General features: G+C 39.2%; 19 protein-coding genes and 1 riboswitch. Of the genes, 12 read left to right on the forward strand and 7 right to left on the reverse strand.

What is annotated here, in order from left to right:
• Positions 1-30 precede the first annotated feature (30 nt).
• From IWA51_RS00320 to IWA51_RS00360, 9 genes are all read left to right on the forward strand, one after another.
• A complete protein-coding gene (locus tag IWA51_RS00320) occupies positions 31-456 on the forward strand; it encodes a chemotaxis protein CheW (protein WP_198442704.1) in 426 nt (141 codons plus the stop codon).
• Positions 443-829, forward strand: coding sequence for a hypothetical protein (locus IWA51_RS00325; RefSeq protein WP_198442705.1), 387 nt, complete (start codon positions 443-445; stop codon positions 827-829). The genes IWA51_RS00320 and IWA51_RS00325 overlap by 14 nt, the downstream gene beginning before the upstream one ends.
• Positions 826-1,857, forward strand: coding sequence for a chemotaxis protein CheB (locus IWA51_RS00330; RefSeq protein WP_198442706.1), 1,032 nt, complete (start codon positions 826-828; stop codon positions 1,855-1,857). Before IWA51_RS00325 ends, IWA51_RS00330 begins: the two co-directional genes overlap by 4 nt.
• Entirely contained in the window at positions 1,854-3,242 is a 1,389-nt protein-coding gene (locus IWA51_RS00335) for a CheR family methyltransferase (protein ID WP_198442707.1), read from the forward strand. Before IWA51_RS00330 ends, IWA51_RS00335 begins: the two co-directional genes overlap by 4 nt.
• Positions 3,229-5,304, forward strand: coding sequence for a hybrid sensor histidine kinase/response regulator (locus IWA51_RS00340; protein ID WP_198442708.1), 2,076 nt, complete (start codon positions 3,229-3,231; stop codon positions 5,302-5,304). The genes IWA51_RS00335 and IWA51_RS00340 overlap by 14 nt, the downstream gene beginning before the upstream one ends.
• Positions 5,294-7,129 carry an adenylate/guanylate cyclase domain-containing protein gene (locus tag IWA51_RS00345; protein WP_198442709.1) on the forward strand — a complete coding sequence of 612 codons (1,836 nt, stop codon included), beginning with the start codon at positions 5,294-5,296 and terminating at the stop codon, positions 7,127-7,129. Before IWA51_RS00340 ends, IWA51_RS00345 begins: the two co-directional genes overlap by 11 nt.
• Before the next feature lie 7 nt (positions 7,130-7,136).
• Complete coding sequence (locus IWA51_RS00350; protein WP_198442710.1) at positions 7,137-8,912, forward strand: methyl-accepting chemotaxis protein; 1,776 nt, start codon at positions 7,137-7,139, stop codon at positions 8,910-8,912.
• Positions 8,913-8,914: 2 nt separating this feature from the next.
• Positions 8,915-10,723, forward strand: coding sequence for a methyl-accepting chemotaxis protein (locus tag IWA51_RS00355; protein ID WP_198442711.1), 1,809 nt, complete (start codon positions 8,915-8,917; stop codon positions 10,721-10,723).
• A 79-nt stretch (positions 10,724-10,802) separates the two neighbouring features.
• Positions 10,803-12,050, forward strand: a complete 1,248-nt coding sequence (locus IWA51_RS00360) for a hypothetical protein (RefSeq protein WP_198442712.1) — start codon at positions 10,803-10,805, stop codon at positions 12,048-12,050.
• A gap of 41 nt (positions 12,051-12,091) precedes the next feature.
• Here IWA51_RS00360 and thiD read toward each other — a convergent pair whose 3' ends face one another.
• The 4 genes from thiD to thiM are packed head-to-tail and all read right to left on the reverse strand — an operon-like array spanning position 12,092 to position 14,979.
• Complete coding sequence (gene thiD / locus IWA51_RS00365; protein ID WP_230402669.1) at positions 12,092-12,907, reverse strand: bifunctional hydroxymethylpyrimidine kinase/phosphomethylpyrimidine kinase; 816 nt, start codon at positions 12,905-12,907, stop codon at positions 12,092-12,094.
• Positions 12,904-13,542 (reverse strand): HAD family hydrolase, encoded by a 639-nt coding sequence (locus IWA51_RS00370; RefSeq protein ID WP_198442713.1) that lies wholly within the window; start codon positions 13,540-13,542, stop codon positions 12,904-12,906. The genes thiD and IWA51_RS00370 overlap by 4 nt, the downstream gene beginning before the upstream one ends.
• Positions 13,539-14,171 (reverse strand): thiamine phosphate synthase, encoded by a 633-nt coding sequence (gene thiE, locus IWA51_RS00375; protein ID WP_198442714.1) that lies wholly within the window; start codon positions 14,169-14,171, stop codon positions 13,539-13,541. Before thiE ends, IWA51_RS00370 begins: the two co-directional genes overlap by 4 nt.
• The gene (gene thiM / locus IWA51_RS00380; protein ID WP_198442715.1) at positions 14,158-14,979 is read right to left on the reverse strand and encodes a hydroxyethylthiazole kinase; all 822 of its coding nucleotides are present in this window, start codon (positions 14,977-14,979) and stop codon (positions 14,158-14,160) included. The genes thiE and thiM overlap by 14 nt, the downstream gene beginning before the upstream one ends.
• Before the next feature lie 101 nt (positions 14,980-15,080).
• A riboswitch (TPP riboswitch) is annotated at positions 15,081-15,193 on the reverse strand.
• 144 nt (positions 15,194-15,337) lie between these two features.
• Between thiM and IWA51_RS00385 the strand changes: the two genes are divergently transcribed.
• A complete protein-coding gene (locus IWA51_RS00385) occupies positions 15,338-18,340 on the forward strand; it encodes a hypothetical protein (protein ID WP_198442716.1) in 3,003 nt (1,000 codons plus the stop codon).
• The gene (locus IWA51_RS00390; RefSeq protein ID WP_198442717.1) at positions 18,337-19,605 is read left to right on the forward strand and encodes a hypothetical protein; all 1,269 of its coding nucleotides are present in this window, start codon (positions 18,337-18,339) and stop codon (positions 19,603-19,605) included. The genes IWA51_RS00385 and IWA51_RS00390 overlap by 4 nt, the downstream gene beginning before the upstream one ends.
• A gap of 124 nt (positions 19,606-19,729) precedes the next feature.
• On the opposite strand, the gene IWA51_RS00395 is transcribed toward IWA51_RS00390, so the two are convergent.
• Positions 19,730-20,038, reverse strand: coding sequence for an isoamylase early set domain-containing protein (locus IWA51_RS00395; protein ID WP_198442718.1), 309 nt, complete (start codon positions 20,036-20,038; stop codon positions 19,730-19,732).
• Between the two features lie 339 nt (positions 20,039-20,377).
• Between IWA51_RS00395 and IWA51_RS00400 the strand changes: the two genes are divergently transcribed.
• Positions 20,378-20,593 carry a hypothetical protein gene (locus IWA51_RS00400; protein WP_198442719.1) on the forward strand — a complete coding sequence of 72 codons (216 nt, stop codon included), beginning with the start codon at positions 20,378-20,380 and terminating at the stop codon, positions 20,591-20,593.
• Between the two features lie 327 nt (positions 20,594-20,920).
• On the opposite strand, the gene IWA51_RS00405 is transcribed toward IWA51_RS00400, so the two are convergent.
• Both IWA51_RS00405 and IWA51_RS00410 read right to left on the reverse strand, forming a co-directional pair.
• On the reverse strand, positions 20,921-22,159 hold the full coding sequence (locus tag IWA51_RS00405) for an IS256 family transposase (protein WP_198441892.1): 1,239 nt from the start codon (positions 22,157-22,159) through the stop codon (positions 20,921-20,923).
• Positions 22,160-22,505: 346 nt separating this feature from the next.
• Positions 22,506-23,540, reverse strand: coding sequence for an HNH endonuclease domain-containing protein (locus tag IWA51_RS00410; RefSeq protein ID WP_198442720.1), 1,035 nt, complete (start codon positions 23,538-23,540; stop codon positions 22,506-22,508).
• Positions 23,541-23,579: the final 39 nt, after the last annotated feature.

Raw genomic sequence — 23,579 nt, forward strand, 5'->3', positions numbered from 1 at the left:
TTAACAAATATTATTTTATAGGAGAGATGTATGGCAGAAAGAACCTGGTTTGTCTTTACTACCGGTCAAAAAAAATATGCGCTTCTTTCTTCAGAAATAAAAGAAATTTTAAGAAATGTGCCTGTTTTTGCGCTGCCGTTTGTTCCGGAATATATCGATGGAATATTAAACCGTTACGGTGAGCCTTATGCTGTCATTGACCCTTCACCTTTACTTGGGGACGCAAAACAAAATTCCGCACTGTTTATTGTTTTAAAAAGCGAGTCGCACATCTGCTTGAGAATAACTGACGTTCTTGAATTCCAGACAATCGCTGATTCAAAGTTAAAATATTTTTCAAATTCAGAAGGCCAGAGTTACTACGAATGTTCTTTCGAATTCGACGGAACAGAAGTGCTTGTCCTGAATCCGCTTGCGTTTATAGAAAAGGTAGAAAAAGATATTGAAGCCTCATGATGAATTGATTTCGCTAAGATACAACACAATAGAATTTCTTATCGAAAAGAACAGAATTGTTACAGCTTCTCTTTGCAAACAGAATTGCAGTTGTGAATTTGATTTTGACAAAGCAGCACTTTTGTATAAATGCACTTTTCAGAATAGTCCGCATACATTGACTTCAATACAAATTAAAAATGGTGAGCAGATAGTTACGGCTTTGACTTCAGCCCTGTGCCGTGTTGTAAATAAAGATGAATATGCGCCCAAAGAATTTTGCGGTGTACTTGAAAATTATTTTTGCAATAACGGAATTCTTGCGTGTTCTTTTCTTGACGGCGGAATGCAGCTTCTTGTTGAACCAATAAAATTTCTGGAGGCATGCAGATGATCCGCGTAATTTTGGCAGACGGTTCGGCAGTAATACGTTCTGTAGAAAAGCAGATATTTTCTGATGACAAAGAATTTTCTGTTGCGGCTGTATGTTCAAATGCGCAGGAAATTCAGCAGAGCCTCGCGCGTGAAAAACCGGATGTACTTGTTTATGATGAAGAACTTGCGGGAATGCGTGATGTTTTGCGTTCTTTGCAACCGACACAGACTGTTACGGTGCTTTTGTCTGTAAACAACTGCGATTTGTTTTGTTCTGCAGATGTAAAGTTTCTTAAGCCCGACTTTATGTCAATGACTCTTGGCGCACAGAATAAATTTGTTCATGAAGTCAAAGAAAAAATTTTGCTCGCGAAAAATCTAAAAAATGCAAAGAGTAGCACAAGTTCATGCGGTTCAGGAAAATTGTACAGCATCAGAACAAATGTTCCGGATTTGGGCGGTGCAAAATTCAGTGCAGTTCTGGTTGGAGTTTCTACCGGCGGACCAAAAACTTTAAAGACGCTGCTGGACTCACTTGGTGGCAGTATTGGAGTTCCGGTTTTTATTACACAACACATTGATTCAACTTTTGACAAAAATATGGTTTCGTGGCTGGACAAGACAGAAGAAATTTCTGTAAGTCTTGCGGCCGACGGAGAAGTTCCCAGAGCAGGCACTGCTTATTTTGCACCTTCCGACAGTCATCTGACTTTTGTGCGCGACGCTTGTGGAACAGTCAGAATTCATCTGGACAAAGGTGCGCCTGTAAATTTTTTAAGACCAGCAGTAGACAAAATGTTTGAAAGTGGCGCGCATGTTTTTGCAAAAGAATGTCTCGCCGTTTTGTTGACAGGAATGGGCAGCGACGGTGCTGAAGGTTGCGGTGCAATAAAAAAAGCCGGCGGTTACACAATTGGCGAGTCTGCCGAAACATGTGTAGTTTACGGAATGCCAAAAGCTGCATACGACGCAGGGTTTATTGACGAACAGCTTCCTCTTTACAAGATTGGATGCAGGGTAAAAGAACTTCTGGAGAGGAAAGCATGACGCAGGAAATAGTTTCTAATGTCATCATTCCCAGAATCAATGATTACTGCGGAATAAAAATCGGCACAGTACACGAAAGAAATATTGTAAGATATATAGAAAATAAAATTTCTGAAAACAAAACGACTCTTGAAAATTATACGCAAAAACTTGTTGTCGGAACAAAAGAATTTGACGAGCTTATAAACTGTGCGACAGTAAATGAAACATATTTTTTCAGGGAACAGATTCAATTTGATTTTTTGCACGAACAGTTTTTTCCAAAGTTTAAGGGACGTTGCGTAAAAATCTGGAGCGGTGCCTGCGCTTCAGGAGAAGAACCGTTGTCGCTTTGTGCGCTTGCGTTAAGTTGCGGTGCTGTTCCCGAAGTTTTTGCTTCTGACATAGACAGCAGCGAACTTGAGTTTTTCAGAAACGGAATATACAAAAAGTATTCGTTTAATAATGACGGTTCAAAATACAAACATCTTCTTGAAGAAACAGATTGCGGCACTTTCTGCGACGACGAGTTCAGAATTTCGCAAAAATGTAAAACTTTCTTCCATATAATACGATATAATTTAAAGGACCAGAACCCGCCGGATTTTTTTGGTAAGGTAGATATTATTTTTATTAGAAATGCATTTATTTATTTTGACATTCCGCTCAGAAAACATATTCTTGAAAACGCGTGCAAAAAACTTGTTCCTGGCGGACTTCTTTTTCTTTCTGTAGGTGAAATCTGCTGTATAGAAGATTCGATTATTCCGCGCGGAATGGAAAAGAAAAACTGGGGAAATGTATTTTATCTTCAGAAAACAGAAGGCACAGCCGGCGAACAGACGTCGGTTTGTGAAACGAACTGCATTAAGAATACGGACAGTTTGAAAAACTCAAATGCAGTAAACGTTGCCTCTGTTAAAAGCCAAAAGCAGAAGAAAATTCCTGCGCAACAGAATTTAAATCATAGCAAAGAATGTGATGATCCGAAGGCTGCCTATGAAAAAATAAATTCATTTCTTGCAAAACAAAATTATTTTGAAGCAGAGCTTACTGCAAGAAATCTTTCACTTCCAATGTCAAAAAAGTTCTATCAGGATTATTTTATAGCGATGGTGTTAAAGTCGGCAAAACGTTATGATGAAGCAAAAGAGTATTTTGAATCTGCACAGTCTTTTTGCCCCTCTTTCTGGCCTGCATTTTTTTACAATGGAATAATGTTAAAGGAACAGGGACTTGATAAAGACGCGTCACGCAGTTTTGAAAAGTGTTTGGCAAAACTTCAGAAATATCTGGACGCAAATAAAACTGAATTTGATTTTCTTTCAGAATCGTTCAGCCCTTCCTATTTTATAAATATTTGCAAAAAACTTACACTTTCGGAGAGTGCTTATGAAAATAGATAGAAGCGAATTTTTAAACGAATATACCGATGAAGCGCAGGAACTCATAAATAAATTTTCAGATTCAGTACGGCAACTTTCCAAGGTGAATACAGATTCAGAACTTATTGAACTCATTCTGCGTACCCTGCACACACTTAAGGGAACTTCGCGCATGATGGGTTTTTCTTCTATAGAAAAAGTTGTGAATGCGCTTGAAGATGTTTACAAAAAAATTCAGAGCGGTAATATTGTACCCGATGACAATTTGACATATATTTGTACAGGTGCTGCAAATATTCTGGGTGACTGTATTGCCGGTATAAAAAAAGACTCAAAAGAAAAAGTAGAAAAGTTTGAACCGCTTGTAAAAAATCTTGAACTTGCTTCCCTCGGTGAAAATTTTGAAACAGATTTTTTTGCAGGAGAAACAGACTGTTCCGCACAGGAAGATGAAACAGATTTTTCTTCTGTACAGACAATAAGGGTAGGGCTGGGGTCTGTTGACTCGCTCGTTAAGTGTTTTGACAAAATTATTACAAATGAATTCCGCTTAAAGAACAGTGTGTGCAAAATAGAAGAGTTGTCCGCTGCGGAACAAAAATATGCTCAGATGTTCAAAACTATAAAAGAAGATATGAATATGCTTGAGCGCCAGATTTTTTATACGCAGGAACAGATTATTTCCATGCGAATGTTCCCGCTCGATATGATAATGCGCACACTCAGGCACTCGGCAGAAGAAGAAGCGACCCGCATTGGAAAAGAAATTGATTTTGAAATTCCTTCAGCAGACATTTCACTTGACAAGCTTATTCTTGAAAAACTTCCCGGAATAATAATTCACCTCGTAAGAAATTCAATTGACCACGGAATTGAACCGCCGCAAGTACGTGAACAGCTTGGTAAAAACAAAAGAGGAAAAATTTCAATAGAAGCAAAACAGGTTGCAAACAGAATAAACATAATTGTTTCTGATGACGGACAGGGACTGGACTTTGACAAAATAAGAAAAAAAGCCGCGGCACTTTTTCCTTCCAGAATAGAAGAAATTTCTTCAATGGATGAAAAGTCGCTGCAGCAGTTTTTGTTTGTATCGGGATTTTCTACACTTGAAAAACAGACATCGCTTTCGGGACGCGGCGTTGGCCTTGACGGCGTTAGAAAAGAAATGGACAAACTTAAAGGAAGAATACGCATTTTTTCTGAACGCGGCAAAGGAACAAGTTTTGAACTTTCGCTTCCAATGTCACTTGCTGCACAGAGCGGACTTTTCTTTACGGCTTCTTCCAAAAAATTTCTTGTGTTCTCGCATTATGTTTCTGAAGTTGTATCCTGCTGCGAGTCAAAATTAATTCAGCTTAGGAATGGAACTTTTCTTCCTTTAAGAAATGAACTTCTTCCTGTTTACGATTCTTCCATTTTCTTTGGAAAAGCAGACACGCAGAATTCAAGAAAAAAATCGCGTTCAATTGTCGTGGTGGAATATCTTGGAAAACGGCTGGGACTCCTTGTTGATGAAGTTACAAATTATATAACAGTCCTTGTAAAACCGTTGCCGCCTGCACTCAAAAAATTCCGCGCGGTACAGGGAGTTGTGTTCGATGAAGATTATAAAATTGTTCCCATAATTCACATTCCCGATTTGATGAGCCGCCTTAATGCAATAAAAGATTTTGAAGTAAAAAAAATTGAAGTCGACAACAGAAAAAAGGAATATTCAGTTCTTATAGTTGACGACTCGCACACCACCAGACAGATAGAAAAAATGATTCTGGAAACAGAAGGTTATGCTGTTTGTGAAGCCTCTGACGGAATCGAAGCGCTGGAAAAACTTAAGTCCGGCTCTTTTGACATTGTAATTACAGATATAAAAATGCCACGTATGGATGGATACATTCTTATAGAAAATATGCGCCGTCTTGATGCAACAAAAAATATTCCGGTAATAGTAATTTCTTCTGTTTACGAAGAAGATACAAAAAAGCGTGTTGCTGAATGCGGTGCACAGTCGTATATAGTAAAATCGGACTTCGAACGCGGAAACCTGATTATGTCCGTAAAGGAGCTGCTGAATGGAATTTAAAGACAGAAACGTTCCCGAAATACTTGTTGCAGCATCATCGCAGACAATGGCCCACTTTATAGAGGAACATCTTTCGCAGTGCAATTGTCGTATTCATGTTGAACTTACCGGAGAAAAAGCACTGGATTATATTGTAGAAAACGAACCGTTCTGTGCAGTTTTTGATACGCGACTTGAAGATGCAGACGGTGAAACAATCTGCAGGATTTTAAAAGACGGTTATGAAAAATGCGCAACAAAATTAATTCTTTTCGGACTCAACCGGAATGACATTTTTTACGCAACAAAATCCGACGGTCAGATTTATGAAAGCGAAAATGAAATACCTGAACTTGTGGAAATGATAAATTCTTTGCTGCAGGAATATTGCACAGAACAGAAAGAAAATGAACAGACAGATGATGAAGTACAGAAAACAAAAATGCACCCTTCGGCAAAAAAATGTGCATTCCGCGCAATGAAAAAAGAACAGCTCTGCTACGAAATAATGAATTCAATTTACGAAGCCGGAATGTTTACAATTGACTTGGATGAGTTTTCAGAACGGCTGTTGAAAATTGCGGCATCAGTTTTTGGTGCAGATTGTGCAGTGTTGATTTTGAATACAAATCCTCCGCAGATTTATACATTTGGTTTTTGCACAGAAAATAATTTCCTTGAAGAGTTTATAAATGTCTGTCTTTCTGATTTTAACCGTGAAGATAAAAAATTAAAATCCGAAGACTGCATTGTAAGAAACCTGCCGTCAGAAGATGAATATCTGCAGAACAGATTTGAATTAAGTTCATACAGATGCATTGAATTGAACGGAACCGATTTTAATGGAACAATTCATCTTGCATCAAATGCACGTGGCTCTTTCGGGAATTCAATGGATTCCCTGATAGAATTTTTTGTAGAAAAGTCGGTGATTTTTCTTGAACAGGCTTTGTATTACAAAAGAGCATCTTTTACTGAACAAAGACTCAGGCGTGCTTTTTCGCGTTTTGTTCCCGAAGAAGTAATTGACAGACTCACAGAAGATGCCGCTTCAGAAACAGAAAGCATAAATGAAAAAAGAAAAGTTGCAGTTCTTATCTGCGATATAAGAAATTTTACTTCAATAAGCGAGCGCAACAAACCCGAAAACGTTGTTTCTTTTCTTAACGAATATTTTAAAAAGATGGTTGAGGTAATAAAAAAACACGGCGGTGCAATAGACAAATTTATGGGAGACGCAATAATGGCTTTGTTCGGCACACCTGTAAGCTATGAAGACAATGCCAGGCGTGCAGTAGATGCGGCGCTCGAAATGCAGTCACTTGTTCCGAGTATTTCATGCAGCAATCTTTTTATTCCAGAAGGAATGAATTTTAATGTTGGCATAGGAATACATTATGGAGATGTAATTGTGGGAAGTATTGGTTGTGCAGAAAAATCAGACTACACTGTAATCGGCGACACAGTTAATCTTGCTTCACGTCTTGAAGGACTTACAAAATCTTACGGAGCAGGAATAATTATTTCGGAAGCGGTAAAAAACGAACTTAACAGGAAATACAATCTGCTTCACCTTGATTCCGTAAAAGTAAAGGGAAAGTCGGTTGGCGTTCAGATTTACCGCGTGGACGAAAATGCACTTAACGCTGATTATGTACAGTGCTATAAAAAAGCGCTGGATCTTTATACAAACGGCGCATGGAATTTGGCAGCTTCGTATTTTGAACGTGCACAACAGTTGTCGCCTGCAGATAAGTCTGCTTCAAAAATGTATGAACGCTGTTTGGAATTTATAAGTAATCCGCCTTTAAATTGGGACGGAGCATATTCTTTGAATACAAAATGAGGTGTTTATGGAAAACAAAAACATGAAAGACACTGGCGGAATAAAAAAAGAAAAATCTTTTGAAAAGAAAATGCTTGACGCCGGAGCTGTACCCAATCTTGTTGCGGGACTTGTAACAATGGTTTACATTGCAACGCTGTCGGGTATGGACAAAGAAAAATGTATTCCGGCAATACTGTTTGCACTGGGACTTACATTTGTTTTGAATTTTATTGTAGCGCCTCTTACAAACAGAATAATTACACACAGACTTTCAGAAGATTTATATGAATGGGAACATTACACAACAACTGAACGCGAGTGTACGGGACTTTTGAAAAGAATAATGGCGTGTCCGCAGTACATTTCGTTTCAGGTTTTTCTTGTTTTCGGAGGAGGAGCCGTATTCTGGGTTTCGACTTTTGACTGGCTGTTTCATTTTCAAAAAGGATCAATAAGCCTTTCTCTTTATGGCTGTGCAATGGGAGCGTTTACCGCCGCTGTACTTGCAATGGTCCGCGCGCAAAAACTCTGCTCATCTTACGGCTGCAGAATTGTAGCACAGGGAATTGACAGAGAAGAAATAAAGAGACGCCATACATTCGGACTTTCTTCTGTTTACATGGTTTTGTTTCACATAATTATTCCGATGCTTTTGATAAACGGAATTTCACTTTTGATTGCATGGAAGGCATCTGATCTTTGCGGTTTTTCAAATGAATTCAATTTGATTCAGGTTGTAATTCTGAGTGTATTTAACATACTTTATCTTATTGGATTTACGCTTCTGATTTATAAACGAATGATGAATTCGATTGACGAGATGAGAAAAATGCTCGAAACGATGGACGATGGAAATATGCACAATATAAAAATGGTGCCCACTGATCTTTCTAATGAATTTATGTACAACATTTATCTTGCAAATTCTATAATTGAGCTTTTGCAGAATATCCTTAAGTTCAGTGCAGAAATAAGCGCGCAGGTAGTCGAAGCAGGAAGTGAACTTTCTGTCGTGTCAAAAGAAACTGCCGTCACTTCACTTGAACAGTCGTCGGGAATAAAAGAACTGCTTACGGCAATGGAAGAGTCAGACAAACTTTCGCGCGAGATTGCAGTTAAAATAGGTGAAGTTGCGGTTGTTGCAAGAAAAACCACGCAGGACGTAGGTGACGGATTCGATGTGCTCAAACAGAATATGCACAAGCTTGACGAAATTCGCGTTGCAAATGAAACAACACTTAACGGAATAAAAACTCTTGGCGAAAAGATTTCCGGAATTTCTGACATTGCGCTTATGATAAATTCAATTGCCGACCAGACAAACATAATTGCATTCAATGCAGAAATAGAAGCATCAAGTGCAGGCGATGCAGGAAAGAACTTTTATATTGTTGCAAGCGAAATCCGCAGACTTACAAACAGCACGATTGAGTCAACAAAAGAAATACGCAACAAGATAATAGAAATACAACATTCGTCAGAAGAACTTCTGCATACTTCCAAAAACGGAAGTGTGCGCATTTCTGAAGGAGAAAAAATTGCCGGTGAACTGCATACAAACTTTGAAGACATAAAAGCTTCTTCAGAGTCAGCAGATGTCGCTTCAGAAGATATTAAAAAAATCATTCAGTCGCAGACAGCCGCGTTTGAACAGATTGTCGTAACATTAAGGCAGATTGCAGCAGGAGCAGAAGGCTTCTCTGAATCTACGCAGACAATAAACAATTCTGCAGAAAAACTTTGCAGCGAAGCCGAACAGCTCGAAAAAATTCAACCCGAAATCAAAACAGGAGAAAACTGATTATGAAAAACAAACAGAGTTCATTTGAAAAAGAAATTCTTCTGGCCGGAATAATCCCGAATCTTCTTTCATCGGTGTTCATTTATTTTTATTCAATATTTGTTCTGCAGACAAATTTAAAAACAATTTTTATTTTTTTCTTTGTCGCACTTGCCCTTATTGCAGTTGCACAGATTATTTTTGCACCTTTGACAAATATTTTTCTTTCACGAAAACTTTCGCAAAAAATTGAAGTCTGGAAAAAAGGCGGAATGACCTGTGAAGAACGCACATCGCTGTTCAAGGAAATACAGTCTTATCCGTTCAAAAAACAGTTAGAAACTTTTGTTTACTTTTTTGTCTGTTCAATAATTTTAGCACTGGCATACAAATTAATTTTAAAACTGGATTTACTTAGTAATTTAATCAGCATATTCGGCTGTCTTTTCGGAACATATATTGCCTGTATTCTGGCGCTTTCGTTTTCTGTAAAAATTTGTTCGCGTTATGCAGAACAGATTGTTTCACAGGGAATCGATGACAATGAAGTCCAGCAGAAAAAAATCTTTGGCCTTACATTCGGAAAGTCTATTGTGATGTATGTGATTCTTCCGATTGTAATATGTACAGCACTTTTTGTCGTAACATTTATTCTCTATTATTTGAAAAGTTTTTCGTACGAAAAGATAGGTTCTGCAGATTTATGGTCTCAGGTTTCTGTTGCCAAAAAAAAGATGAGCCTTACTTCAAACCAGTTTATAAGAATTGCTGTTCTGATTGTCGTAAACAGTTGTGCTCTTTCTGTACTTGTATTTTCTTTCTTTAAAAGAATTTCAGATGAGTCAAAATTGATTCAGACTTCAATGACGCGCATTATAGAAAATGACATTTTTACAGTGGATTTGATTCCGACAGATGTCTCGAACGAAATTTATTACAACATGTATCTGGTAAACAGAGTTATAATAATGTTCCGCTCGGTTTTGGACAGAGTGCGCGAAATTGGTGCAAATATAAGCAGCCCTGTTCAGTTGCTTACAGAAACTGCAAATGAAACAGCATCCACTTCTCTGGAACAGTCTACCGGTGTAAAAGAAATTCTTGCAACCATGGAAGACAACGATGCGCAGACAAGGGGAATTGTCGCAAAAATTTCTGACGTTACAAAAATTTCTGAGCGAACAACAGCAAATGTAGAAACTGGTTTTGCAACACTAAAAGAAAACCTTAACAAAATGAACGAAATTACACAGGCAAATGTTGCAACTATAAACGGAATAAAAGCGCTCGGTGAAAAAATAGAAAGTATCTGGGAAATTGTAAACATAATAAATGACATTGCAGACCAGACAAGAATAATTGCATTCAATGCTGAACTCGAAGCGTCAGAGGCAGGCGACGCAGGCAAAAACTTTCACATTGTTGCAAATGAAGTGCGTCGTCTTGCAGCCGGAATCACAGATTCTGTAGCACAGATTCGCGAAAGAATTACAGAAATCCAGCACTCGTCAGATAACCTCATAATTACTTCTGAAAGCGGAACAGAAAAGATACGCGAAGGCTGCGAGCTTACAGAAAATCTTGAGTCAAAGTTCAGCGACATAAAAAGCTCTTCTGAGATAACCGCAGAGTCGGCCGCAGATATTCAGAATATAATTCAGCAGCAGTCTGCTGCCTTCGACCAGATTGTCGCTACAATAAGACAAATCTCTGCAGGTATAGAAAACTTTTCTGCTTCGACAAGTACGGTAAACGCCGCCACCGACCGTTTGAAGATAGCGGCCGACCGTCTGGAAAACCTTCACCGCGAAGTAATCAGCGCAGAGAAGTAAAATATAAAGTTTATTCGGCAACGTCAAATGTAGTAAAAGAGGCATCAAGATGAAAAGTCAAAAGTTCATATTTCTATTTATGGCACTTCTTTCGTTTTCTAGTTGTATAATAAATGTAGATAACATACCGGATTCAGAAGTATTTAAAAGTTTTGAGCCGTTGGAATGGTCAGATGATTATGTTTTTTTACCGACGGATTTACCACAGCAGATACAGGTATGGAATTCAAAAACAAAAAAACTTGTGTATACTTATGAATTGTTAAAAGAAATGAAGGTATATGGAAAAAGTTTTGAAAGAGCATTGTCAATAAACGATATGGTAGTTATTGATAAGGATATCTGGCTTTCAGGAACCGGTGTAAATAATAATTTATTGAAAATTAATGTGCCAACTGGGCAAGTTAAATATCTTTTAAGAGACGATAGAATAGTCTCTATGGTGGCCGATAGAACATGGGAAAACAATGAAGGGTGTTTATTTGGAATGACAGTATCTATTCCAAATAAGGGTATGACTGTCTATAAATTTTCTTTGAATGGTAATTTATTGGAAAAAAAAGAAATAATCGATGAAGACTTATACATAACAAATTTAAATTCTGTTCAATTTATTGATAATCAGTATTATTTGATCGGTTCGAAATATGAGCATTTCTATCCTGAAATTCTGAATCAGAAAGGAATTAAACTTATTAATTTATCGGAAACTGGAAATTATATTAGTAATGTTGAATATGAAAAACTCTTTCCAAAACAGTTTTTAAATGATAATTTAAAAATTGTCCCAGATTCTTTTTTGATAAATTTTAATGCCTTTTATAATATGAAAGATAATTATTTATCAGCAGCTATTGCTGGGTATAAAGATTATGAAAATAAAGATAGCGAATATATTTGTGCTAGATTTTTATTTAAAATAATTTCATTTAATTCTGATTTTGAAGTCGAATATACAGGAATAAATTATCAGGATGAAGAAAGCCGTGCAATTTGTACAGTTTCAGAAAATGAAGAAAATATATTTTTAACAGGAAGAGTTTTGTACGGTAACAATTTTACAGGACTGGAAACAGGAGTTTATTCAAAAGCAACCGGAAAAGAACTGTACAGAATGAGAATGGAAAATTCAAACCAGCTTCATTGTGAAATAAAAGATGATAAAACATGGTTTCCTCAGGATGTAAATTTGCAGGACCAAAATTTAAAGAGATATTCAATTCCAAAAGGCTGCTATATGCTGGATCATAAAACAGGAAAAACATACTGGTATGATGAAAATGGAAATGGAAAAGAAATTGAACGTATTTCAGGACAACTCAAATAGAGTTGTCCTGAAAACTTCAGTTGCTGCGCAACTGTCTTTATTTACGTGTGCGCTCCCGCGCGCAGTCCCGCCCCGTGATTCAAAGGGCCGCTGCCTTTACCCAAGTTAAGCCCGGCGGCGAGGGTTTGTGAAATATATGACTTTGCTTTTTCTACCGCGGTTTTTATATCGCATCCCTTCGCAAGATTTGCGGCGATGGCACTCGAAAGAGTACAGCCTGTTCCGTGTGTGTTGGGGTTATCAATTCTTTTTCCTTTAATCCAGCTGCCGCCTTGTTCCGTTAACAGAAAATCATTTGCGTCGTTAAGTGAATGTCCTCCCTTTAACAGAACAGCGCCACCGAATTTATTCAAAATTACAGCCGCTGCACTTTCCATATCACGCTCACTCAAAATTTTTTGTCCGCACAAAACTTCTGCTTCTGGAATATTCGGTGTAATAACATCTGCCAGAGGAAAAAGATTATCACAAAGCGCACTCACTGCTTCTTTACTTACAAGGCGACTTCCGCTTGTGGCAACCATAACCGGGTCAACAACAATATTCTTAAGGCCAAATTCCTTAATGCATTTTGCACAGACTTCAATAAGTTCAGGAGAAGAAATCATTCCTGTCTTGACTGCATCGGGGAAAATATCTTCTGCGCAGGCTTTAATCTGTTCAAAAAGAAAATGCGGTGTAACTTCCATTACGTCAAAAACACCTGTTGTGTTCTGTGCAGTAAGGGCAGTAATTGCGCTCATTCCGTAGACACCGTTTGCAAGCATTGTTTTCAAGTCAGCCTGAATCCCGGCTCCTCCGCTACAGTCACTTCCTGCAATAGAAAGCACGGTTCTCATTTTCTGAGTGTCGCTCATATTACAAAGTCTCCCGGCGTTTTTAAGTATTCATTGCAAATCTTTTTCATTTCAAAAGAATCATCTGCGCTTAGTTCATCAAAAACGCCTACAGTATAAAAACCCGCGCGCGCAGCTGTTGTTGCGGCAAAAAGTGCATCTTCAAAAACCGCAGTTTCGCCGGGATGTGTTCCCAAAAGTTGTGCTGATTTTTCATATATAAGCGGAACATCTTTGTGAGTGTTAAGCTCAGGGCATGTTAAAATTACAGAAAAATATTTGGTAAGTCCTAGTCTTTCAAACGCTGGTTCAAAAAGATTGCGCGGGGTCGCCGTAGCAAGTGCACATTTTATTTTTTTAGTATACAGTCTTTCCAAAAGTTCCCGCGCGCCGCTCTTGGGTTCAACTGAATATTTGTACGCATCTGCAATTTCTGCTGCCACACCTTTGCCGACTTCTTCTGCACTCGAATCAGGAAAATACTTTTTCTGAAGATAAGCGTTACCGTCATTCAGGCTCATGCAAAAAAGTTTTTTCGAAAGCCCTTCTTCGGGAACAAGATTGTTTTTAAGAACAAAATTTTTTCCGCAGTCAATCCAGAATTTCATCGAGTCCAAAAGTGTACCGTCTAGGTCAAAGATGCAGCCTTTAATCATACAATCTGTTCCACCAAAGATTTTAATTCTGCAGTTGCCGCAACAATATCGTTCTGTGCAAAAATTGCGCTTATAACCGAAACGCCGGCAATTCCACTTTTTTTCAATTCAAGAATATTGTCTTTAGAAATACCGCCGATTGCCACAACCGGAATATTTACCGCACTGCATATTTCTTTAAGAGTCTGCACTCCCAGAACCTGCGCGTCATCTTTTGAACCTGTAGGAAAAACCGCACCTGTTCCAAGATAGTCGGCGCCGCATTTTTGTGCCTCAAGCGCCTGTTTAACTGTCTGTGCAGAAACACCAAGAATTTTATCTTTGCCAATAAGAGCGCGAACGTCTTTTGCCGCCATGTCACTTTGTCCAACGTGAACACCGTCTGCGCCGATTTTGACAGCAAGTTCCACATTGTCATTCACAATAAACGGAACACAATATTTTGCGCACAAAGACTGAATCTGTTCTGCTTCTTTAAGAAACGCATTTTCATCAAGATCTTTTTCGCGAATCTGAATCATTGTTGCACCGCCTTTGAGAGCAAGTTCAACCTGGGAATAAAGCGTTTTTCCGTTAAGCCAGTGCCGGTCTGTAATTGCGTAAAGCAGCAGGGACTTATTTAATTTCATATTTTGCGCCTTCGTCCAAAGTATCGCCGGTCATATTGCAGATTGCGTCAATAATTCTGTTTCTGTAAGTAGAGTTTCCGTCACCGTCTGCCATTTTTTTCCACGCAAGTTCTCCTGCAAGACCCATTGCACATACAGCAGCAGCACTGGCAGTGAGTGTGTCGTCAGGATTTGCCGCAATAAAAGCCGCTGTCATTCCGCTAAGCTGGCATCCTGTTCCGGTAATTTTACCCATTTCTGCGCGGCCGTTTCTTATAACAAAACACTTTGTTCCGTCAGAGACAAGGTCAATGGCGCCGGTTACTGCAACAACGCATTTGTTTTTCTGCGCAACTTCCTTAACAAAGGCAACAGATTTTTCAAGATTATCTTCTGTTACTGCATCGCTTATGTCGGCATCAACACCTTTTGTTGTTCCGTTTCCCAAAGCGATTGTTTTTATTTCAGAAATGTTTCCGCGTATTACACTGAACTGAATATTCTGTATAAGTTCTTTTGCCGTGTTTGTACGAAGTGCACTTGCTCCGGCTCCAACAGGGTCAAGAACAATTTTGTGTCCCAGTGACTGAGCCTTTTTTCCGGCAAGAAGCATGGACTCAATGGTTCTTTCGTTAAGTGTACCAATGTTAATGTTGAGTGCAGAACATATAGACGTAATTTCTTCGACTTCGGTCCTGTCGTCTGCCATAATGGGACTTGCACCACAGGCAAGAATTACATTCGCAACATCATTTACGGTAACATAATTTGTAATGTTGTGAACCAAAGGGCAGGATTTTCTTACATTGTCAAAAGTTTTCTTGAACATAACAGCCTCACTAAAAAAATATGGGCCTGTTTGAAAATACTTGATAAAAGAATTCTATTATACATATCTCTGCATGCCGGGCGGAACAGCACTTCGCGTAAAGACAGTATAATTTTTATTCCCTACGTTGGCATTATCCAAATCAGGTTTACGGGTCAAGAACAAACGTGTTCTACTCTCAGCCGGCCTTGCACCAGCTCCCCATGTGTATATTATTAAAAATATATGTTCTTTGCAAGCGAATATTGTTTTTTTTGCAAACCGTGTGTTATAATAAAAGGGAGGCTCCTGTTTTTGGGTATTGGAGTTAAAAATATACAGTGATTCTTTGCTGTAAAATCTTTACTGGAGGGATATTATGAAGAAAAATTTCAGAATCCTTTTGGCATTATCATCGGTTGTCTGTCTGGTTTCCTGCGGCGGACTCACAAATCCCCAGATTCCGCAGTCAGTTTCTATTGCAACAGACGCCCAGTTCAAGGCGAATATGGGAACTGCGAGCTATGATTTGTCAGAAAAATTCGGTTCAGACGCGATTTTAAAGAAAATGCAGGATGCGCTCGGCTCACAGGTTGGAATTTACGACTATAATAAGGGTGACGACGTTCTTACTTACATGATCCGTTACCCGATTTACGAAGTTCCAATTGATATTCAGTCTTATCTTCAGAATCTTAATCTGGACGAAATCCTTAAAAGTTCTGATATAGGACTTAACTTTACGCAGGAAGTTTCAATTCCCGAAGTTACCAAAACAGGAAGCCAGACTGTTAAGATTGACGTGGCTTCAAAAATAAAGGAATCTGTTTCTGAAAACTTCAGTACAAGTTACACGATTGCAGTTCCTGAAGGTCTTCCTCCTATTCCGGGAATGGAGCAAAATACATCAATTTCTTCTATATTAAGTGCAGCCGGTGCAGAAAAAATAACCGTTGACTCACCTGCGCAGATTATCGAATACGAGACAGGTTCGGCAATATGCATAGACATTTCCAGAATCGATTACAACGCTCTTTCTGTTGACTATAAATTCAGTCTTTCGGCAGCAATTTACGCAAAAGATGACACTTCAAAGACAAAAGCGCTTTCTTCTGCAAACGTAGACGCAAGGGACGGCGGTACGCTTCTGCTGCCTCTTGATGTTACGGGCGGCATTCCGGGTGATTTCTTTATTGCCGTAGACGGAACAGTAGAAGGCAGCCACCCGGCAGACACTTCTTATGCACACGCATATTCAATGAAGGTTTCACTTACTCCTGAAACAACACCTACAGTAATTACCGGCATTGAAAAATCTTCTGCAGATTTGGGAATTGAGTCCTATACAATTAAGGATATGAGCGTTTCTCTGGCAGAACTTGAAGGTCTTTTCAAAAATGCAGAAGTCGGTGAAGGATACCTTGCACTTTCTGCAGAACTTCCGGCCGGATGGAAGAATCTTAAGGCAACGGCAAAAATAAACATAAACGGCGCAGGACTTGAAAACCTTGAAATTGCAGATGTTACGCCTCCTTTAAAGTTTATTGACAAAAAGCTTGATCTTAGAGCCAAAAAGATAGACCTTTCGCTTGGAAAGGAAATTACTGTTACAGGAAGCGTTGGTTTTGAGATTCTTGGAGCAACAATTGACTTGCGCTCGGGTGATCTTGAAATAGGCTACGAAGCGTCTATAACAAAGCTTAATTCCGTAGTAATTGACCTTAACAGCGACAAATATTCTGTAATCAAAGAAAAACTCAATTACAGTCTTCCGACAGACGGTTCAACAGGTTCTGTAAAACTGCCTTCAGAAATGCTCAATTACGTAAAGTCAATCGGCTTTGGTGAACTTGCCGCAGACGGCAAGCACTACAAGCATAAGGAAGATGGTACTCTTTCTACAGAAGAAACAGATGTAAGCGAAGGTTTTGGAATAAAGGCACGGTTTGTAAATACACTGCCGCTCCAGTCAGAAATAAACCTTACGCTTTCTTCTGCTGTATTCAATCTTACCGGGGCTAACGCGATTGCAATTTCTATTCCGGGAAATACAGGCGATACTTACAAGGAAGAAACGTGGAAAGCATGGCCTTCAGTAGATTTTTCTGCTCTGGACAAAAACGTTGACCACTATGTAGACATGTCGCTTACAGCTGCTTTTGAAAACGACGAACTTAAGCTGAAGGACGTTGTAATGGGTACAAGCTACAAGATTGGCTTTGAACTCGAGTCAATGCTTTACGACTTTGACAGTGTTGTGCTCAATACATCAGACCTTGCATATTCCGGAGAGCAGTCACTTGAAGGCTTTGACCTTAATACTATGCTCGGCGGAATGGGAATTGCCGAAAACGACATCAAAAAACTTGGAATACCTTCGCTTCCTGTATATTTCTATGCACAGACACCGGCAGATGACGGCAGTGCACTTGGAAATATTCTTGGCAAAATAGGAATTTCGGGCGATGTGAGCATAAGCTACGATACAACTACAACTTCTGCAGAGGGAATAGAAACTACAGAAACTAAAACTGTAAATCTTCTTGAAGACGCAAACGGTAATGTTAAACCAATCCATACTGTTAAGGCTGTAAAATGGCCTGCTTCAGGATCTACAATAGATGCATCAAAATGTACTTTCACAAAGGACGGTAACTACAGCTTCAGCTTTACTGATGCAAACGCCGGCGGCCTTGCACAAATTATAAGCAGTTTCCCGAGCAACCTTAAGTTTACGTACAGCATAGGTCTTACAAACAACGGCGGAGCCTCAGAAATAACTGTATATTCCAGCATGATACCAAAGGTTGGTGTTACAGAAGGTTCTGTTACAACAACAGAAAGCGCAACCAGCCTTAAGATAGACATGGCCGCGATTCTTCCGTTAAGCATAGAAATTGGCAGTGACATTTCGCTCGACATAATGGAACTTACAGATTCAGAGTGGAACACAACAAACGCTCAGAAAGACCTTCTTAACCGCGATGATGCTTCCACATATCAGGAATATGTAGACTACATTGACTCTCTTGAAAGCTTTACAATGTCGTACAGGATGAATGTAGAAGAATTCATAAGCGGAATAGAACTTGGCCTTAGCATAACAGATGAAGCAAGCGGACTGTCAAAGAATGTTTCTGTAATTGGCTCGGGCCAGAAGGAAATGGTTATAAAAGGAGAGGAAATAAAGAGTATTCTTACGACTTATCCGTTCCACCCGTCGGTAAAGCTGACACTTCCGGCAAACACAATAAAAATAAAGCGTTCGGCCTTTATAAAATCAGACGATGCGGCAGAAACTCCAAAAATCGGGGTAAATGTCGGCCTTAAGATAAAGATGGACGGCGACACTCCTATAACAGTTTGGGGAGGTAAAAAATGAAAAAGCTTGCGGTAATAACGGCTATGGCCCTTGCAGCAGCGTCGGCCTTTGCAGAACTGTATCCTTCAAGCCGTTACTTTGAAGTCGGTGTCGATGCTACAGTACAGGTTGACCAGAATACATTGAGTGCAAGTGACATACTTGTAGAAAACCTGGTAATAGATTTTTCAAAATATGCACAGTCAATGGGCGAAGACGGATTCGTAATGAATCTTGCCTTTTCTCCAAAAGCGTTTGTAAACCTTAACACGCCGCTTTTTAGTGCTGGTGTCTTTACAGATGTAAAAACTTCTGCAAGGGTAAGCACAGGAAAGGGACTTTTTGAGTTTTTGGGCAACGGAAATACGTCGGATACTTTCGGAACAACGATGAGCACCCAGATGGACATGTTTGTCGAAGTCGGCGCCCCTGTTAAGTTCAGTTTTGGAAGCTTCAAACTGCGCGTAACACCTACATATTATGTTCCGATAGTATATGTGCCGCGTACAGAAGTCCCGCTGAGCGTAACTATGGATGATAAACATCTGTTTGCTGCCAAAGCATCTGCCAATTTAGACATTTATTCGCTTGTAGATATAGGGCTTATGTTTGACGAAAACATGGCTTTTCTTGGACCCGATGCTTTGATAGAATCAATGCAGTCACCCGAAGTACAGGACAAAATTGCTTCAAGCGGTGGTTTTACACTGGGGCTCGGGGCAGAACTCCCGCTGTTCCACACACTGGACGTTGGAGCCTATGCAGATGTTCCTATTATTCCGGGGCATCTTAAGTACAAGTCTTCTGTAACCGCAGAATTTGCCGCCGAAATGGCACCGCTCCTTGACACAATGAGTAGCGGCGGTTCTACAGAAGTAACAACAGATTATTCTGCCAAATTCAACGGAACAACAGCTTCTGACTATTCTGTCTGCACTCCGCTCAGAGTGGGACTTGAAGCAGCATGGCGGCCGTTTGGAAAATGGCTTACGTTCAGACCAAAATTTGCTCTTGCAGCACGCAACCCGTTTGGCGAAGACTTTGACCCCAAGTACAGCATGTTCCCCGAGTACAGTCTGTCTGCCGAAATGCGCCTTCTGTATATTCTGGGACTGGATTTCTGTACTTCATACATAAATCAGGTTTATTCACAGCAGTTTGGTCTTGCGCTTAACCTGCGTATAGCAGAACTTGATGTAAAAGTTGCCACAAGCGGTGCCGACTTTGCAAAAACCTGGAGCCTTACTGGAGCCCAGGTCATGGTAGGTGTAAGAGTAGGCTTCTGACAAATAAAAACCCCCGAACTTTTGTTCAGGGGGTACATAGGTAAAAAAAACGCGGCTGTCCAAAATGTTAGGGCAGCCGTTCTTGTTTTTAAATAAACGGGGTACCAAAAGATACCCCTTTTTGTTAGCAGATAACAACAGAATTGTCTGTGTGTGAGAAGGGAGCAGGAATATATTTGTCTGCTGCCCAGTCATTTTCCCAGTGCTTTCCGTCAAGAAGGTATCTGAACTGGTATTCCTTACCGGGTTCAAGCGGAATCTTTACAGAGAAAGAACCGTCCTTTCCTTTCTTGAGCGGTGTCTCTGTGCTGCTCCAACTGTTAAAATCGCCGGCGATAGTTACTCTTTCGGCTCCGTGAGCGGCTTCCTGTGAAACAGAAAATGTGACATTGCAGGTTTTCTTGTCTTTTGAATAAGATTTCTTTAATGACATTGAATATCTCCTTTTTAATCTAATTTGTTATAAAGAATCCGAAAACGGCTTCAGACTATTACTGAATAGATTCAATAACGCTATGTAGATAATATCTAATATTTAAAATAAAATCAACAATGCAGTGTAAGAATATCGTGAATTCTTGTTACAGTTGCCGCTCCAGGGTAAAGGTTATAGATGAGAGGTGAGAAATGAGAGGGATTTAAAAACTTTTCACCTTTCAAATCTTACCTTTCACCTTAAATTTTCGTGAGTTCTGTAGAAATAGGCAATTCCGGTTGTAAAACTACACGAAAAGTGTTTTGTGTGGTATATTTAATTTAGATGGAGGTATTTATGTCATATGCAGTTTTACAACAAAAAATAATGTCTTTGCCTGAAGAATATATCAATATTGTTTCTGCCTATATTGATTCTTTACCACCTGTAAAAGACAAGGAAAAAAAAAGTGCCAGGGGAATCGCTGCAAAGTATGCAAATCCAGCTTTAATAGAAAAAGAAAATGAAGTAATGTCAAAAGCATTTGGAGAAAAATATGAAGACATTGATTGATGCTAATGTTATTCTCCGTTATGTTTGAATGATATTCAGGAAATGGCAGACAAAGCATCTCTTGTTATAAATGAAGGATCTTTTACAACCGTTGAAATCTTGGCCGAAGTGTCCTATGTTTTGCGAAATGTTTACAAAATGCCAAAACCTGAAGCAGCTAAAACAATAAAGGCTGTACTTTTAGAAGTAGAAATTGAGCAAAAAGATTCTGTTCTTTATGCTTTGGATTTATTTGAAAATTATTCACTTGATTTTGTTGATTGCCTCATTATTGCAAAACATAGAGTTATTGTCAATTGTTGTGGATTGAAAAAAAGTGTCTTTTCATCAGGCAGCCTTCATTTGTTCACCGTCCACAAAAATTATATTTTTGGCGACAAGTTCAAGTTGTTTAAATCCCCTGAGCCGTCGCCAGTTTTTCTCTGCCTGAAGACAAAGCTTGAAAGCCATTGCAACAGAAGCAGCGGAAGAGCCGTTTCCTTTTGTTGACTTGTGGCGCAACCTGACTGTTGCAAATGTCGATTCAATCGGATTCGACGTTCTAATGTGAGCCCAATGTTCCGCCGGATAATCATAAAAGCGGAACAAATCCTCCTTGTCTTTTTCAAGACATTCCGTTGCCTTCGGATATTTTTTTCCGAAAGTTTCTATAAATAAGTCGTAGGCTTTCAAGGCGTTTGCACGTTTGTCTGCCTGCCACATATCCCGAATCATTTTTGTGGCCTGAGTCTGCACACAGTCAGGCAATTTGTCCAGAATGTTCATGGACTTGTGGAACCAGCATCTCTGAATTTTTAGCTGGCCCCAGATTTCATCAACTGCATTTTGAAACCCAAGCGCTCCGTCGCAGACTGCCAATTTTGGTGCTTTTGTCAGTCCGCGGAATTTCAAATCAAGCAAAACTCCACGCCAACTTTCCGTTGACTCGCGAATTCCGGCCTGTACAGCCACAAGTTCTTTTTTGCCTTCAACAGTTACGCCAATTATTACCAGAAGGCAGGTCTTTTCACCGTCAAGCCGGGACTTTACGTAAATTCCGTCTGCCCAAACATAAACGTATTCCTTTCCGGAAAGATCTCGTTTGCGCCATTCGTCATATTCAGCCTGCCATTTTACAGTAAGCTTTGTTATGACTGACGGACTCAGGCCCTTTGCTTCTTTACCAAGAACATCATGGAGCATGGCTGAAAACTTGTTTGAAGAAATTCCTGCAAGGTAGGCAGCGGAAAGTATTGCTTCTACTGTCGGAGTTTTTCTTGCAAACGGAGGAAGGACTTTGCTTACAAAGCGATCCTTTTCTTCAAGTGCACGGTCATCAACTCTGGGAAGCCTGACTGTAACGTAACCGTTTGTAGTAAGAATTGTCCGTTCTTTGTGAAAGCCGTTTCTTACTACAAGTTTGTTTCCGGTTTTGTCTACGATAGAAGAAGTTTTATTAAGAAAACGCTGAACTTCATCCTCGTAAAGACTTTCAATTACTTCACGTGCTCTTGCGCGGATTGCTTTTTCAAGCAAATCAATCGTTGGACTATTGGAATTTTCTTCAATTTCCAGTATTCTTTTCATAAGAGGTCTCCTTCGGTGTTTATTTTTTTTTCCAAAGAAAACTATACCTTAGACAGACCTCTTTTTCTATGCCTTCTCAGGCAATCCACAACTTTTGATTATAACTCCAAAACATAATGTGTTGGGTGTACCAGTATTTTCTTTTGATGAAAAACTTAACAAACGGCTTATATAATTGATTGGGGTAAAGAATCTTAAACACTACGGATTTGCTCAGCCCTAACGGTCTTCGCTTTTTTTAAGGTGAGAGGGGAAAGGTTATAGGTGAGCTTTTCGAAGGAAACGTTGTTCCAGTAATACAGTTTGTAAAACAACTGCACGAAGTTGTTGCAGCATAAAGATTGCCTTACGGCTGCCAGTCCGGAGTAAATCCGTTGAAGATGGCATTGCTGTACATAAGGGCAAGTTTTGAGTAAGTATAAGTTTTGAAATCTTCCTTGACCACAGGAAGATCAACATTACAAAGTTTTTGATTCCGCAGATTAATGGACTGCAAAAAGTGCTGTGTTGTTAGACGGTTGGACTTTTTGGAATTGCATGATGGACAGGAAAGTACAAAATTCCACACTTTATCGTCTTTTGTAAAGCTCCATGGAATAAAATGATCAACGGCATTTTCAGAAAGAGGCTTTCCGCAGTAGAAACAGGTTGTTTGCCCGAATGTAAAAAGTGCATTTCTATACTGATTAAGATTTTGCCGTTCAGTAGAAGCGTCAAGTTTTTTTGCCAGTTGGTATGACTGCTCTTCTGTATTTACACTTTCGAGATATTTTATCCATTCAAAATAATTTATTTTTTCAAAGTCACTTTTGTATTTTGCAAGGGTAACAAAAGCGTCATGATTCAAATATATTCCGTTCCATTTTTTTGCTTTTGAAAAATGATAGAATTCAAAATTTGTGTCACTACAGAATGCGCCGAGTACATTTTTTTCTACGACAGTTTTTTGAATGGTTTTTGCAATTTCAAGCTGAAGGGAAGGCTTAAGACTTTCAAAAGGAAAATTTATGTCCGGAAAGTTGAACCCGTATTTTTTACAAAAATCAAAAAGTTTTGTTTCTACAACTGTTTTTTTTTCATACTGGTTTTGAGGCATCTGTGAAAGCCCGAACTTTAAAACCAGGTTCCAGTAAATTTCTGTAAAGCGCATGGAAATTGAATCAAAACTTAAAAAACATTCCGGCATGCTGTTCAGGTCAACATTAAAAAGATTATCCAGAATTGACTTAAAAAAAGCAAATTTATAACTTGTAGCTCGTTTTACGTTACTCAGAAGCGCAGAATTAACAATTTTAATAACATCTTCATCTGTGAGTTTAGAAAACGGCTTTATGCTTTCCTGTAAATTCCATCCGGCAACTTTTTGTTTGATACCGTTCATTTTGAAAGCTTGCCTTGTCTAAAAAAAGGACCGTTTTTT

Origin of the sequence: Treponema peruense, assembly GCF_016117655.1 — a bacterium.
Classification (GTDB): Bacteria; Spirochaetota; Spirochaetia; order Treponematales; family Treponemataceae; genus Treponema_D; species Treponema_D peruense.

Coding starts and splice junctions, on each gene's coding strand:
- IWA51_RS00320 (WP_198442704.1), top strand. CDS start 31: ATGGCAGAAAGAACCTGGTTTGTCTTTACTACCGGTCAAAAAAAATAT.
- IWA51_RS00330 (WP_198442706.1), top strand. CDS start 826: ATGATCCGCGTAATTTTGGCAGACGGTTCGGCAGTAATACGTTCTGTA.
- IWA51_RS00335 (WP_198442707.1), top strand. CDS start 1,854: ATGACGCAGGAAATAGTTTCTAATGTCATCATTCCCAGAATCAATGAT.
- IWA51_RS00340 (WP_198442708.1), top strand. CDS start 3,229: ATGAAAATAGATAGAAGCGAATTTTTAAACGAATATACCGATGAAGCG.
- IWA51_RS00345 (WP_198442709.1), top strand. CDS start 5,294: ATGGAATTTAAAGACAGAAACGTTCCCGAAATACTTGTTGCAGCATCA.
- IWA51_RS00350 (WP_198442710.1), top strand. CDS start 7,137: ATGGAAAACAAAAACATGAAAGACACTGGCGGAATAAAAAAAGAAAAA.
- IWA51_RS00355 (WP_198442711.1), top strand. CDS start 8,915: ATGAAAAACAAACAGAGTTCATTTGAAAAAGAAATTCTTCTGGCCGGA.
- IWA51_RS00360 (WP_198442712.1), top strand. CDS start 10,803: ATGGCACTTCTTTCGTTTTCTAGTTGTATAATAAATGTAGATAACATA.
- thiD (WP_230402669.1), bottom strand. CDS start 12,907: ATGAGCGACACTCAGAAAATGAGAACCGTGCTTTCTATTGCAGGAAGT.
- IWA51_RS00370 (WP_198442713.1), bottom strand. CDS start 13,542: ATGATTAAAGGCTGCATCTTTGACCTAGACGGTACACTTTTGGACTCG.
- thiE (WP_198442714.1), bottom strand. CDS start 14,171: ATGAAATTAAATAAGTCCCTGCTGCTTTACGCAATTACAGACCGGCAC.
- thiM (WP_198442715.1), bottom strand. CDS start 14,979: ATGTTCAAGAAAACTTTTGACAATGTAAGAAAATCCTGCCCTTTGGTT.
- IWA51_RS00385 (WP_198442716.1), top strand. CDS start 15,338: ATGAAGAAAAATTTCAGAATCCTTTTGGCATTATCATCGGTTGTCTGT.
- IWA51_RS00390 (WP_198442717.1), top strand. CDS start 18,337: ATGAAAAAGCTTGCGGTAATAACGGCTATGGCCCTTGCAGCAGCGTCG.
- IWA51_RS00395 (WP_198442718.1), bottom strand. CDS start 20,038: ATGTCATTAAAGAAATCTTATTCAAAAGACAAGAAAACCTGCAATGTC.
- IWA51_RS00400 (WP_198442719.1), top strand. CDS start 20,378: ATGTCATATGCAGTTTTACAACAAAAAATAATGTCTTTGCCTGAAGAA.
- IWA51_RS00405 (WP_198441892.1), bottom strand. CDS start 22,159: ATGAAAAGAATACTGGAAATTGAAGAAAATTCCAATAGTCCAACGATT.
- IWA51_RS00410 (WP_198442720.1), bottom strand. CDS start 23,540: ATGAACGGTATCAAACAAAAAGTTGCCGGATGGAATTTACAGGAAAGC.